The organism is Edaphobacter sp. FHG110511_03, from assembly GCF_059115365.1.
On the sequence record NZ_JBZYWL010000001.1, the window covers coordinates 2,278,605 to 2,292,019 of the forward strand.

The following is a 13,415-nucleotide window of genomic DNA, read 5'->3' on the forward strand; positions in this document are numbered from 1 at the left end:
TTGAAACTTGCCGTATCGCAGTTTATCCGACGTAAGCGGAGGCATCGGTGGAGTCGATGCCGGAACGTAGGCCCGCAGCGCGGAAGACGAGTGTCAGGAGCGCCGAGATCGCAAAGTTGAGCAGCAGCGCAGGAATCGCCGCGTACATCGCCCAGGTGCCACCGAGCCACGCAGGCAGATGCAAGGGGTAGACTGAGCTCTTGAGGTGGAGCGAGGCGGCCATTGCGGTTCCCGAGGCCATTCCAGCGGCCCATCCGATGACCAGAGCCCAGGGATGGAACCACCGCGAGAAGACGCCGATGACGATGGACGGAACCAGCTGGCACATCCAGATGCCGCCCAGCAACTGCATCTCGATGGCGTAAGGAGTGGGGAGATAGAGGACAAAGGCCAGGGCTCCAAATTTCACGACGAGGGAGACGATTTTGGCCATGGCGGACTCTTCGCTGGGCTTCATCTTGCGGCTTGCGAATTCGCCGTAGAGATTGCGGGTGAAGAGATTGGAGGCGGCAATCGACATGATTGCTGCCGGAACCAGCGCGCCTATCGCGACGGCAGCGAGGCAGAAACCCGCGAACCATTCAGGGAAGGACTGGAGGAAGAGCAGCGGGACCGCAGAGCTGGTATCCGTAGTGTGGATGCCTGCGGCGAGTGCAAGATAGCCCAAAAGGGCAATCAGTCCGAGCAGGAAGCTATAAGCGGGAAGCATCGCGGCGTTGCGACGGACGACGTTGGCGCTGTTCGCCGAAAGGACTGCCGTCGCGGTGTGCGGATAAAGCATGAGGGCAAGCGCCGATCCGATCGCAAGCGTGGAATAACCTAAAAACTGGCCGGGCTTCAGATAGATGGTCGCTGCGGGAGTGTGGGTCGCGAGCGCCTGATTCGCGAGCTGAAAGACGTGTGCGTAGCCGCCAAGCTTGATCGGGATGACGATCAGCGCGGCCAGCACCATGATGTAGAGCATCACGTCTTTGACGACGGCGATGACGGCCGGTGCGCGCAGGCCGCTCGAGTAAGTGTAAGCGGCGAGGATGATGAAGGCCACAGCCAGAGGCCATTCGCCGTGCAGACCCATGGCGGAGATGACGACCCTCATTCCAACCAGTTGCAGTGCGATATAGGGCATCAAAGCCAGAACGCCTGTAAGGGCGATGGCGATGGTCAGCCAGCGATTGCCGTAGCGGCCGCTGACGAAATCGGCGAAGGTCACATAGCCATGACGATGGCAGACGCGCCACAGGCGGGGAAGCACCACCATCATGTAGGGATAGGCGATGACGGCATAAGGTACCGCGAAGAATCCCATCGCCCCGGCTCCGTAGAGCGCTGCCGGCACGGCAATGACGGTATAGGCGGTGTAGAGGTCGCCGCCGATGAGAAACCAGGTGATCCAGGTCCCGAAGCTGCGCCCTGCCAGTCCCCACTCTTCAAGCGAGGCGATGCCGGAGGCGGGACGCCGCCACCTCGCTGCCCAGAAGCCTGCCAGGGTGACCAGAAAAAAGAAGAGGCAGAAGACAGCGAGCGCGGTTGAGTGCAATCAGCGGTACTCCCGTGTGAATTGAACTAACAAGAATCCTATCCCATCAAAGCATTCACGCTTTAGGGAAGGGATGATCATTCGTGGATTCTTCAAAGCTGGAAAATCTGCGAAGGGCAGAAAATATAGAGATTCCCATTCGACTTCGCTCAGAGGACGAGCTTCTCGAGACGAGGATGGGCTAAAGCCCACGGCCGTTATCGGTCCATTCGTAAGCGACGACACCGAGGTCGCCGAGAGTTTTGAGAACCGTTTCGACGTTGCGTCGTACCGGAGGCCGGGCCTTTACCGGGATCTCATGGGCCTCTTCGACGGCGATGACTCGACCGTAGGGCCATGCGCTCTGGGGGATGGCGTTGAGCGCTGTAGGAAGATCGCTGATGCGGATGTCGAGATTCTGGCGGCGAGCGCCTACGGGCCGCAGCATTCCACCCTGTCCGAGCGCGCTCGTGTTGGCATCCGCCATGAGGACGTGAAGCGTGACCATCCCGCCCTGCACGGTGATGTAGGGATTCTCCCAGGAGGTGAGACTGTGTACGGCCATATAGCGGGTCTTCGACGGTGGCGGAATCAGATCCAGCTGCTGGCGCGCCGCATCGAGGGCATCCTGTCTCGGTTCGGTCACGGCAGAGGTAGGGGGGGCGGAGGCGGAGTTCCGGCTGCAGCCGATCAGGACGGCTGGAAAGACGAGGGCGCTGGCGAGGACGATCGGAAGAGAGAATCGGCCAGTGAAAGTCTGCATATCGAGTATCAGCATACCAAGATCCGGGCTTTTTTTGCCCATCTGGCACCGGGTACCGGTCATTGGCCAGTCCAGGAAGGAGGCCGCTTCTCAAGAAAGGCGCGGGTTCCTTCGGCTTTATCGGAGGTGTTACAAAGTCGGCCAAAGATTCGGCTTTCGGTGCGGAGTGCGGCGTCCAGCTCGTGGCCTGCGCCTTTGTAGACAGCCTCGAGGCAGCCAGCGACGGCGAGAGGGGCCATGGGAAGGATGGAGCGGGCAAGCTCTCTTCCCCGAGCAAGGAGATCCGAGAGAGGAACGACTTCGTCGACCAGTCCCAGCCGCAATGCTTCTTCGGCGTCGATCCTAGCACCGGTGAGCAGCAGCTTAAGGGCATTCGAGGGGCCGATCAGCCGCGGGAGGCGCTGCGTTCCGCCATAGCCGGGGATCAATCCCAGCCTGACCTCCGGCTGGCCCAGCTTCGCCGTATCGGCTGCGATTCGAAAGGTGCAGGCAAGGGCAAGCTCGCATCCCCCTCCGAGTGCGAAGCCGTTGATCAAAGCGATGACGGGCTTGCCGCAGGTCTCAATCTCGTTGAAGATACTTTGCCCGCGGCGTGACAACGCCTGTCCCGTTGCCCGATTGGTCCCTACGAGCTCGTTAATATCGGCGCCGGCGGCAAAGGCTTTTTCTCCGCTGCCGGTGAGAAGGATGACGCGGACTTCGTCGTCGTCGGCCAGCTCGGAGAAGATGCTCTTCAGATCGGTGAAGACCTGGGCGCTTAGGGCGTTGAGGACCTGTGGCCGGTTCAGAGTGACGAGAGCAACCCGGTCTTCAATCTCGCAGAGGAGGGTTTCAGAGATGATGGCGTGGGACATGGATTTCCTCCAGTTTCGAGCATTTGTGAGCGTCTGAGATGCCTGGCCGCGAGCGCACCGGGCCTTTGAACGATAACGATACAATCGAATTCATGATCAAGGGAATGACGCTGGTTCGCGAGGTGGCCTCCGCCGACGCTCTCGACAAATTTGGCCGCCTTATGCTGGCTCTCGGTTTTGAACAGGGAAAGGGATGGCAGGACGAGACTGGGCGCGGGACGGCGCTTCTGGCTCCTATGGGAAATCTGGAACTGATGACGGGAAGAACACCCGCTGTGCCCCCTGTTTTGATCGAGGTCGTAGGGCTCGACGCAATTCATGCAGAGGTGGAGAGGTGGATGCTGGCCAACTATCGCAGCGAAGAGGTCCCCATGCTTTTGACCTCGCCCGAGCTGACGGACTGGAACAGCAGGCTATTCACGGTAAAACTGCAGGATGGGCCTTCGGATGGGCTGGTGCTTGGCTTCTGGCAGTCGGAGAATCCGCTGCACGGCAAGCCAGTGGCCATTGAGGGAGATCTTTCGGCGCAGGGAATGCGCTTTGCGATTGTGACTGCACGCTGGAATGCGGTGATCACGGATCGTCTCCTGCAGGGATCGCTGGATGGTCTGTACCGCAGCGGCGCTGTGAAGGCGGACGTCGAGATTGTGCGTGTGCCTGGCGCGTGGGAGATTCCTTCGGCGGCCCGAACGCTGGCAGAGACGAAACGATTTGACGCCATCGTGACCCTGGGCTGTTTGCTGCGCGGAGAGACGGCGCACTATGAGGCGATTTACAACGAGGTCGCACGTGGAATCGGACAATCGCAGCAGGAGACAGGCATTCCTCACGCCTTTGGCGTCTTGACTTGCGAAAACCTCGAGCAGGCGCTGGACCGCGCCGGAGTCAAGGCGGGGAACAAAGGATTTGAGGCGGCGATTGCAGCTATCGAGATGGTCTCGATTCAGCGGAAGATTCGCGCGGAAGAGGACGGGAAGTAATGGGGACACGACGCAAATCCCGCGAACTAGCCATGCAGATGCTTTTTCAGGGTGACCTGGGCAAGCAGACGCCGGAGCAGGTTGCGAAGCTCTTCTGGGATACCAGAGATGACGTAGACGACGATACTCGAGCATTTGCCGAAGACATCTACCGCGTGGCTACAGCGAAGCAGCCGGAGATCGATAAGCTGATCGAGGCGCATGCACAGAACTGGCGGCTTGAGCGTATGGCGGTGGTCGACCGCAACCTGATCCGCGCCGCTGTGGCCGAGATGCTCGGTAGCCCAAACACACCGGCGGCGATCATCATCAACGAATCGCTTGAAGTGGCACGACGGTATGCCGCGCCGGAGTCGATCCAATTCCTGAATGGCGTGCTGGATGCAATTGCGCGCGATCTACTGAAACAGCGACTCGCCTGACGAGCACGCATTCAGAGCAGAAGCAGTAAAAAGCCCTCTCGTTATGAGAGGGCTTTTTGTTTTCTGTGACTGCGTGCGGTGACCTCTTACGAGGTCGCCTTACGCGGATGCTGGACAATCAGGTTGGGAGTCACGATGGTGGACGGAACGTCGTTATTGTTGATGAAGAGCTGCAGGTTGGGGGTAATGGCTTTGGTTGGATCGTCCGTGAGGTTCTGGGTGTTGATCAGGTGAACCTTGTTGTCACCCGATGTGCCGATGTAGACGGTCAGGTTGTCCGAACTGATGGTGCCTGCCACGGGTGCGGTTGCCCCCGTCAGGGTCACCTGGGTCACAGCTTGGCTGGCCGGAGTGTAAACCGGAAGCGATCCGCTGCCGGTGTAAGTGATGAAGGCCAGATTGGAGCTCGAAGTGGGAATGAGACTGGTGATTCTGTCAGCGGTCACGCCCAGGGGATGCGTATTCAGGGAGCCACGGTTCGGGGTGAAGTAGGCGGGGTCTACGACTCCGGATGGGCAAGCGCCTATGGTGCCGTTCGCGCTGTCCGGCGGTGGCGGAGGGAGTGCCTTGTTGAAGGTGAGATCGGACAAGGTACCGCCATTGGAGATGGTCGCGCCTAGGATGTGCAATCCATCGTTGGTTGCAACAACTCGGTCAGTGGTTGCGTTTTCGGTGTCAGCCAGCGGATAGAAGTCGTTGCTGGTGACTTGATTTGAGCCGGTTCCGGAGATGGTGGTGCTGGAGCAGTAGGTGCGGCCGGTGGTGGGCGATCCGGCGAGATAGGCTCCAACGTTGGGAACGGTGATGGCTACATCTGAGGCGGGGTTAGGGAGCGTGATCTGCGACCAGCCGGTGAAGGTCGAGTGGACCAGCATCTGATTCGTTGGGGTGATCTTATCGGGGTTCGTGGGATCGGTAGGGTCGGGCGTTCCCATCGTGATGTAAACGGTTTGGTTGTCTTGGGTGAACTGCGCGTGTGTGGCTACGCCGCCATAGTTCGATGTAGCCGTGGGTGTCGTTGTTGTTCCGCTCCCAGTTCCCGTTCCGGTTGCTGCGGCCGTTGAGTAGAGGTAGATAAGCTGCTTGCGCGGGTCGGAGATCACCAGCGAGGAGCCATCCGGGGAGACCGCCAGTACCTGACCGGCCACGGAGACGTCTTCGCGCGAGAGGCTGTTCGTTCCGGCGTTGAAGATCATCAACTCGGTTGGGGTTCCCATATAGATGGATGAGCCGTCGTTGGAGATCACCATCGAGTTGGGAGCGAAGGGAAGCCGTACCGGAGCCCCGAGCGTGGGGTTGGTGAAGTCGATCGGCAGAATGTAACGCGATTGAGTGCTTCCGATCCAGAGCTGGGTGCTGTTAGCGCCCGGCGTCGTAATGTTCACCGGACCCGACGCGATGGGCTTGCCGTTCCCTAAGAGTCCGATCGCGTTCTGGGGCGATGGATTGCAGGTAGGAGGCTGGCAGATTGCTGTGATCGATGCCGCTCCAGGAAAGGCGGGGGTGATGATTCCAGTAGACGCGACTGGAATGGTGATCGGAGTGGTGGAGACGAAGTTCAGGCTAAGGCCGGTCAGGATCGTACCGTTCTGATCTGTGGCGATTGCGTTGAGCGGCTGCGGGGTGTTCTGGTTAACGGTCGCACTGCGTACGCCTCCGCTCGCGCCGGGAACCGTGAGATCAATGGAAACCGGTGGGCAGGTGGAGAAGAATCCTGCGCTGGAACCTGCTTGAGTCAAGTCGGCGCTGATGACGGTAGAGCCGGGCTGCTGCGCGGTGACGATACCATTTTCGTCAATCGTGGCGGTTGTCGCTAACTGCGCTGCGAAGTTAAGATGGCCTACCCTGCAGGTGATGTTAGCTCCATTGATATCGAAGGCACGACCGACCAGCTGGCGGCTTTGGCCTTGTGAGATGCAGGAGACACCATCGTAAGGAGCGGCCGTGACGGTCGCCTGCTTCGAGAGAGCGCAGCAGTTAGAAGACTGATTCTGGGCTTCAACGTCGCTGTCGGTGGCGGCGCAGGCGGTCGTTGGATTGCCCAGGACGACGCTGGTCACTTTCGGATGCACGAAGATCGGCAGTGGATTGCTGGTGGCGCCGCCGCCGCTGGCAACGATGTAAACCTGGCCAGACTTTCCGGTCTGGTTGCAGGTGGTGAAGTCAGGAATTCCGCCGCCGGTATTGCGGTTCCAGTTGCCGCCGCAAAGCTTGCCAGCGTTGACACCGGACGGAACGACGTCAGCGATCTGCAACAGATCGTTCGACTGATGACCGTTGGCGTCGAAGACACCATAGGTATACGAGGACACGGTAACCGAACTGCCGTTGCAGTCCGTTGCCTGAGGCGAGGTGACCTGCCCGATCTGTCCCTGGTTAAGCGAGATGCCGAAGATCCTGGGGGTCAGCGTGATTGTATTGACCGTGCCGACGATGGGGCCAGTGTCGCCGCCGCCGCAGAAGACCGCCTTGGTACCGCCCTTGGCGCAGCCCGAGATAGAGATGCCGAATGGGATTGAGAAGAGAAACAAACTTGCTAGAGTAACAAACCGACGCATTGAACCTCCCCGTTCAACCGGAACACGAGCTGAACGGTTTCACCGCAGACGCTGGAATTCCCGAGGCTTCAGTGTATAAAGCGAAAGTCCCGGAAGCAAATGACAGAGCTGTCTTTTTGGACGCGGCAGCTACTCGCTCGTTTCGGCTGCCGCGTAGTTTGTGTCTTTCAGTTCGCCGGCATCTGGGTTTCGAACCAGTCGAGGGCGCGTTCGAGCACGTCTCTTCGATGCTCGGGAGCACGGAAGGCATGGCCTTCGCCGGGGTAAACGACGAGCTGCGTCTTTACTCCCTCCGCTCGGAGAGCGTGCCAGAATTCGAAGCTCTGGGGAGCCGGACACTCTCCATCGCGGTCTCCGACGACGACCAGTGTTGGAGTTTTGACCTTTTGGATAAACTCGATCGCCGAACTCTTTTTATAAACATCCGGATCGTCGTAGACGCTTGCACCGAAAAACGGAATCATCCACTGGTCGATGGAATTCTCTCCGTAGTAGCTCTTCCAGTTGCTGATCCCGGCCCCGGCAACGGCGGCATGAAAACGCGTTGTCTGCGTGACGGCAAACATGGTCATAAAGCCTCCATAGCTCCATCCGGTGAGGCCTTCGCGATTTTTGTCGATGGGAAGGCGAGCTTCGATGGTGTCCATGCCGGCAGTGATGTCGCGCAGATCGCCGTACCCGAAGTCCTTGACGTTGGCCTGCGTGAATTTTTCACCCTGCCCGTAGCTGCCGCGAGGATTGGGCATGAAGACGAAGTAGCCGAGCGCCGAGAAGGGAACCGCGCCATAGCCGACCCCCGGCCAGTGGGGAGTGACGGCGGAGGACGGGCCACCGTGGACACTGACAAGGAGAGGATATTTTTTCGAGGGATCGTAGTTCGTCGGATAAAGAAGCCAGCCCTGAACGTGAAAGCCCTCGTTCGTCCAGTCCACATTCTCAGTCTTGCCCCACAGGGGCTTTACCGAGTCATTCAGATGAGAGATCTGCTTTAGATTTGCCATCGGCCCTGCCCACACCTCAGGCGGATGCTCGAACGAGCTACGAACGAGGGCGATATCGTCGTTGTGCGCAATCGAGACGCTCATCACCGAGGTTCCCGAACCGATCGACTCAGGAAAGGTCACCGTCTCCTTAGGATCATCCTCGCCGGTGTCGATGTGATAAACCACGATGCGCGAGCTTCCGCCAACATGCTCCGAGATCCTGAGCGTCTTGTCGTTGATCCATCCAAAATAAGCCGGCGTCGAAGGACGGTTCGCCGTCAAGTCCTTCGGCTCACCACCGTTCGAAGGAACGACCCAGATATCGCCGCCGGTCGAGCCTTGATCGCTCATCAGGCCGCCGATAAAAGCAATTTGTCTGCCGTCAGGAGACCAGCGCGGAAGAGCGATCTGCAGCCCGTGAAGCGGGCCGGAGATATGTTGCGTGTCCAGAATCGCGCGCACATCTGGGTCTACGGGATGAAGGTTGACGTCGCCATTCTTTGTTATTTCGTGATTGAAGTCTGAGGTGTACAGCTTTGCAACCCACCAGTTATTTTCGCCAGGCGGTGCAGCTGCAACATAGGCCAGATGTTTTGAATCGGGAGACCACGAGAATTCATAGACATGCAGCTTCGCCGGGGTGACTTGTGCAAAAGAGCCACTGGCGACTTCGACCGCAGCGACATGCTGCACTTCGACGCCATCCTCGCCAATGACACCTGCCCACGGCTTCATAGCTGCAAGCGCTCCAGCGGAGCGTGTTGCGTTTTCTACAAACAGAAACGCGATCGATTTGCCATCGGGCGACCACGCCATGTCATCGATGGTTCCGATCACGTGGGTTAGTTGTCGCGACTCTCCAGTCTTCTTCGACCACAGAAAGATCTGTGGCTGACTGTTTTGCTCGGACGTACAGGTTGAGGCATACGCAAGTGTCTTGCCGTCTGGCGACCATACCGGAGAATCGCTGCCGCAGCTCGAAGTTCCACCCGCAGGTTTAATCACGGTGCTCTTCGCGGGGTCTGAACTATCAGTCTGGCTTAAATGGAGCTCGTATCCCTCGGAGCTGTGGAAGGACCATGCAACAGTCTTGCCGTCAGGCGAGATAGCCGCCTCCATAGGATTGCGCGTAGCTCCCAGCTGAGCCAGGAGAGAGCCGATGCGCTCATCTCTAGGATGAGGAAGGCTTTCTTTCTGGGCTGAAAGGCTGGCTGCAGAGGCAAAGAGAAGACAGGACGACAGCAGAAAGCTGGTGCGAGAACGTACGAAAACCATTCACGAAGGCTAGCACGGACCAGATCCGCGAAACTTGACAAAACACCTCTTCGAAAAAGGGTGCCCCTGCCCCTCGCCGACCGGGAGCCTCGCCCATCCAGGCAACAGGAAGTACCAGGCTAAATTGTTTTGATATAAGACTTTGCGAAAAAAAGTATGGGGGAGGGGTCCCGTTCCCGCTGGCTTAGACCGTCACAGATATCGGGAAAGAGGGCTGGCTTATCCTTCCGCAGCTGCGGAAGGAAGGAAAAGTTGACGCTACACGAGGAAGTTGCTATTCTCATAAGGTTCCGCGAGTATCCGGAACGCGCAGAAGGCAACAAAAGCGCGGGGGCGGAGAAAAGCCCAGGCAAGTCCAACGATTTCCCCGTCTCGTATAAGGATGGGAAACGCAGATTTGCGCTATACTGGATACAAGAATAAAGAGAAACCGCAGGGGCGACCTAAATTTAGGAAGCAAAGGGCCTGCGGCCCATCGATTACGTGCCTGCGACACCCTCCACCTAGGATGGGCTATGCGGGCCGGAGCAGCGAAACGGAGTTGGGCAGACCTGAGAGGCTAAGGCCTTGATTGTGTCGGCAGACCCGGCCACCGTCGACTGTTTTCGTCTGGTTGTAAAGGGTTTTTACAGACGCGAAGCAGGGTCCTTCGCGAGTCACTTTTGCGTGTGTGTCGCAGGGTGGCGCGAGAGACTTATGTGTGCGCCTGACAAATGTTTAGGTTTTGCAACATCAAGGAGTTCGAGTGCCTACGTTTCATCAGCTCGTCAAGCAGGGCCGCACGCCCACTCGTTATAAGACTGCCAGCCCAGCTTTGCAGGGTTCGCCCCAGCGCCGTGGCGTCTGCACCCGCGTCTATACCCAGACGCCGAAGAAGCCTAACTCGGCTCTCCGCAAGGTTGCCCGTGTTCGCCTGACCAACGGCATCGAAGTAACGACCTACATCCCGGGCATCGGCCATAACCTGCAGGAGCACTCGATTGTGCTGATCCGCGGCGGTCGTGTGAAGGATCTGCCGGGCGTTCGTTATCACGTTGTGCGTGGAACGCTGGATTCGGTTGGTGTGGCCAATCGCAAGCAGAGCCGCTCGAAGTATGGAGCGAAGCGTCCTAAGGCTGCGGCGAAGTAGGTCGTAGTTGTCAGAAGTTTTGAAGTTCTACATAGATAACAGGTCCAGGTCTTGAGAGGTTCACGGTCCTGGAGGAAGAAGAGAAGAAGGAATGCCGAGAAAAGGTTACATCGCAAAGCGTGAGGTCGCTGCCGACCCGGTCTATAACTCCACCCTGGTGACGAAGTTCGTCAACTCGATGATGTGGGGCGGAAAGAAGTCAACCGCGCAGAGCATCTTCTATACCTCGATGCAGAACCTCGAGCAGAAGGGCGGAGACGAGGCCCTGAAGCTCTTCAAGAAGGCCGTCGAGAATGTAAAGCCTTTGCTTGAAGTAAAGAGCCGTCGTGTGGGCGGTGCCAACTATCAGGTACCGATCGAGGTCAACCCCGAGCGCCGCACCTCGCTGGCGATTCGCTGGCTGGTGACCTACGGTCGCGCTCGCGGAGAGAAGGGCATGGTTGAAAAGCTGACTGCCGAGCTGCTGGATGCGGCGAATGGCCGTGGCGCGGCGATGAAGAAGAAGGAAGACGTTCACCGTATGGCAGAGGCGAACAAGGCCTTCGCGCATTATCGGTGGTAAAGAAAGATTCTCTGGGCAGAATTCGTTTTGTTTGAAGTTTTAGGTTCAACGCAGTTTTACCGCGGGGAAATCCCGCAGATGAGAGATCAATCGTGGCACGCACTACACCTCTAAATCGTTGCCGGAACATCGGGATTATGGCGCACATCGACGCCGGTAAGACGACGACGACCGAGCGCATTCTCTTCTATACGGGCATTACCCACCGTATCGGCGAAGTGCACGAGGGCACTGCGACCATGGACTGGATGGAGCAGGAGCAGGAGCGCGGCATCACAATCACCTCCGCTGCGACGACCTGCACCTGGAAGAACACCCGTATCAACATCATCGACACCCCCGGCCACGTGGACTTCACGGCCGAGGTGGAGCGCTCGCTCCGTGTGCTCGACGGTGCGGTTGCTTGTTTCGACGCGGTTGCTGGTGTGCAGCCTCAGTCGGAGACGGTGTGGCGCCAGGCCACCAAGTACAAGGTTCCCCGTATCTGCTTCATCAATAAGATGGACAAAGCAGGCGCAGATGCCGTCTATGCAACCTCGACGATCGTTGATCGCTTGGGCGCTCGCGCGGTGCCGATCAATATTCAGATCGGTGCGGAGGCGAAGTTTGCCGGTGTTGTTGACCTGGTCATGATGAAGGCGATTCTTTGGCACGACGAGACGATGGGCGCGGAGTATTCGGTTGAAGAGATTCCCGCTGATTTGCTCGAGAAGGCCAACGAAGCGCGTCACTTCCTGATCGAAGCGGTCTCTGAGCATGACGATGATCTTATGGCTCTCTATCTCGAGGGTCAGGAGCCGACGGTGGAGCAGCTCAAGGCTGGCATCCGCAAAGCGACCATCGGGATGAAGATCTTCCCGGTTCTGTGCGGCTCGTCCTTCAAGAACAAGGGCGTGCAGACACTGCTCGACGCTGTGGTTGAGTATCTGCCCAGTCCCCTGGATATTCCTCCGATCGTGGGTTCGAACCCCGACAATATGGAGGAGAAGATCATCCGCAAGACCGACGACAATGAGCCTTTTGCTGCGCTCGGTTTCAAGATCATGACCGACCCGTTCGTCGGCCAGCTGATCTTCATCCGTGTCTATTCGGGCACGCTGAAGACCGGCGATTCGGTTTTGAATCCCCGCACTGGCAAGACCGAGCGTATCGGCCGTCTTTTGAAGATGCACGCCAACAAGCGCGAAGAGATCACCGAGATCCTTGCGGGCGATATCTGCGCGGCAGTTGGTCTCAAGAATCTCGTTACCGGTGACACTATCTCCACCGACAAGGCTCCGGTTGTGCTCGAGTCGATCGACTTTCCGGCCCCGGTTATCGAGCTCGCGGTTGAGCCGAAGACCAAGGCTGATCAGGAGAAGATGGGTATGGCGCTGGCGAAGCTCGCGCAGGAAGATCCCACTTTCCGCGTACACACCGATCCTGACTCGGGTCAGACAATCATCGCCGGAATGGGTGAGCTTCATCTCGAGATCATCGTCGATCGCATGATGCGTGAGTACAAGGTCGAGGCCAACGTCGGTAAGCCGCAGGTGGCCTATCGCGAGACAATCCGCTCGAACGCTGAGGCGGAGGGCAAGTACATCCGTCAGACAGGCGGCTCGGGTAACTACGGTCATGCCAAGATCCGCATTTCGCCCAATGAGCCGGGCAAAGGGTACGAGTTCTCGAATGACATCAAGGGCGGCACGATTCCCAAGGAGTACATCAAGCCGATCGACCAGGGCATTCAGGACGCAATGACTCGCGGCGTGCTTGCCGGCTACGAGATGGTCGACATCAAGGTTTCGCTGTACGACGGAAGCTATCACGACGTCGACTCGAACGAAATGGCATTCAAGATCGCCGGTTCCATGGCCTTCAAGGAGGCCGCCCGCAAGGCGAAGCCGGTTCTGCTTGAGCCTGTGATGGATGTCGAGGTTACGGTTCCTGAAGAGTTTATGGGAACAATCATCGGTGACTTGAACTCTCGCCGTGGTCGTATCGAAGGCATGGAGATGGTTGGCGGAACTCAGGCAATCAAGGCGACGGTACCGCTGAGCACGATGTTTGGTTACGCGACCCACATGCGTTCTTCAACGCAAGGCCGTGCAAATTATTCAATGCAGTTCAAGCAGTACGAAGAGGCTCCGAAGTCGGTCTCGGAAGAGATCATTGCCAAGGTACAGGGCAAGGAAGCCAAGGTTTAGTTCGACGGTTGAGTCATCAGTCGGTAACGCAGTTTTGAAGAACTGAAGAAGTTCAAGAAATACGGAGAGAGCAATGGCGAAGGAGAAATTTGATCGTTCCAAACCGCATGTGAACATTGGGACGATTGGGCACATTGATCACGGCAAGACGACGCTGACGGCGGCGATTACGAAGGTGTTGTCG

General features: G+C 58.1%; 11 protein-coding genes. 6 read left to right on the forward strand and 5 right to left on the reverse strand.

The features are described 5' to 3' along the window. Positions 1-22 precede the first annotated feature (22 nt). The 3 genes from mctP to AC5S26_RS09340 form a co-directional block, all read right to left on the reverse strand. Positions 23-1,537 (reverse strand): monocarboxylate uptake permease MctP, encoded by a 1,515-nt coding sequence (gene mctP, locus AC5S26_RS09330; RefSeq protein ID WP_494184577.1) that lies wholly within the window; start codon positions 1,535-1,537, stop codon positions 23-25. A 181-nt stretch (positions 1,538-1,718) separates the two neighbouring features. Then, positions 1,719-2,279: a hypothetical protein gene (locus AC5S26_RS09335; protein ID WP_494184578.1), complete on the reverse strand. Its 561-nt coding sequence runs from the start codon at positions 2,277-2,279 to the stop codon at positions 1,719-1,721. A gap of 59 nt (positions 2,280-2,338) precedes the next feature. Then, positions 2,339-3,133 (reverse strand): enoyl-CoA hydratase/isomerase family protein, encoded by a 795-nt coding sequence (locus AC5S26_RS09340; protein WP_494184579.1) that lies wholly within the window; start codon positions 3,131-3,133, stop codon positions 2,339-2,341. Between the two features lie 92 nt (positions 3,134-3,225). Between AC5S26_RS09340 and ribH the strand changes: the two genes are divergently transcribed. Together ribH and nusB are read left to right on the forward strand one after the other, a co-directional pair. Further along, a complete protein-coding gene (ribH, locus tag AC5S26_RS09345; protein ID WP_494184630.1) occupies positions 3,226-4,113 on the forward strand; it encodes a 6,7-dimethyl-8-ribityllumazine synthase in 888 nt (295 codons plus the stop codon). Further along, a complete protein-coding gene (nusB, locus tag AC5S26_RS09350) occupies positions 4,113-4,535 on the forward strand; it encodes a transcription antitermination factor NusB (protein WP_494184580.1) in 423 nt (140 codons plus the stop codon). Before ribH ends, nusB begins: the two co-directional genes overlap by 1 nt. 86 nt (positions 4,536-4,621) lie before the next feature. Here the strand turns inward: nusB and AC5S26_RS09355 are convergent, their stop codons facing one another. Continuing rightward, the gene (locus AC5S26_RS09355) at positions 4,622-7,093 is read right to left on the reverse strand and encodes a hypothetical protein (RefSeq protein WP_494184581.1); all 2,472 of its coding nucleotides are present in this window, start codon (positions 7,091-7,093) and stop codon (positions 4,622-4,624) included. Between the two features lie 167 nt (positions 7,094-7,260). Beyond that, positions 7,261-9,351 carry a S9 family peptidase gene (locus tag AC5S26_RS09360; RefSeq protein WP_494184582.1) on the reverse strand — a complete coding sequence of 697 codons (2,091 nt, stop codon included), beginning with the start codon at positions 9,349-9,351 and terminating at the stop codon, positions 7,261-7,263. A 745-nt stretch (positions 9,352-10,096) separates the two neighbouring features. On the opposite strand from AC5S26_RS09360, the gene rpsL reads away from it, so the two are divergent. The 4 genes from rpsL to AC5S26_RS09380 form a co-directional block, all read left to right on the forward strand. Continuing rightward, positions 10,097-10,480, forward strand: a complete 384-nt coding sequence (gene rpsL, locus AC5S26_RS09365) for a 30S ribosomal protein S12 (protein WP_014263802.1) — start codon at positions 10,097-10,099, stop codon at positions 10,478-10,480. 91 nt (positions 10,481-10,571) lie between these two features. Beyond that, complete coding sequence (rpsG, locus tag AC5S26_RS09370; RefSeq protein WP_494184583.1) at positions 10,572-11,042, forward strand: 30S ribosomal protein S7; 471 nt, start codon at positions 10,572-10,574, stop codon at positions 11,040-11,042. Between the two features lie 92 nt (positions 11,043-11,134). Beyond that, positions 11,135-13,231, forward strand: coding sequence for an elongation factor G (fusA, locus tag AC5S26_RS09375; RefSeq protein WP_494184584.1), 2,097 nt, complete (start codon positions 11,135-11,137; stop codon positions 13,229-13,231). 73 nt (positions 13,232-13,304) lie between these two features. Then, positions 13,305-13,415, forward strand: a 111-nt coding sequence (locus AC5S26_RS09380) for a GTP-binding protein (RefSeq protein ID WP_494184631.1), incomplete at its 3' end; no start/stop codon positions are given.

What these genes read in the sequence shown, in the direction of transcription:
- AC5S26_RS09335 (WP_494184578.1), bottom strand. Translation starts at nt 2,279, where the DNA reads ATGCAGACTTTCACTGGCCGATTCTCTCTTCCGATCGTCCTCGCCAGC.
- AC5S26_RS09340 (WP_494184579.1), bottom strand. Translation starts at nt 3,133, where the DNA reads ATGTCCCACGCCATCATCTCTGAAACCCTCCTCTGCGAGATTGAAGAC.
- ribH (WP_494184630.1), top strand. Translation starts at nt 3,226, where the DNA reads ATGATCAAGGGAATGACGCTGGTTCGCGAGGTGGCCTCCGCCGACGCT.
- nusB (WP_494184580.1), top strand. Translation starts at nt 4,113, where the DNA reads ATGGGGACACGACGCAAATCCCGCGAACTAGCCATGCAGATGCTTTTT.
- AC5S26_RS09355 (WP_494184581.1), bottom strand. Translation starts at nt 7,093, where the DNA reads ATGCGTCGGTTTGTTACTCTAGCAAGTTTGTTTCTCTTCTCAATCCCA.
- AC5S26_RS09360 (WP_494184582.1), bottom strand. Translation starts at nt 9,351, where the DNA reads ATGGTTTTCGTACGTTCTCGCACCAGCTTTCTGCTGTCGTCCTGTCTT.
- rpsG (WP_494184583.1), top strand. Translation starts at nt 10,572, where the DNA reads ATGCCGAGAAAAGGTTACATCGCAAAGCGTGAGGTCGCTGCCGACCCG.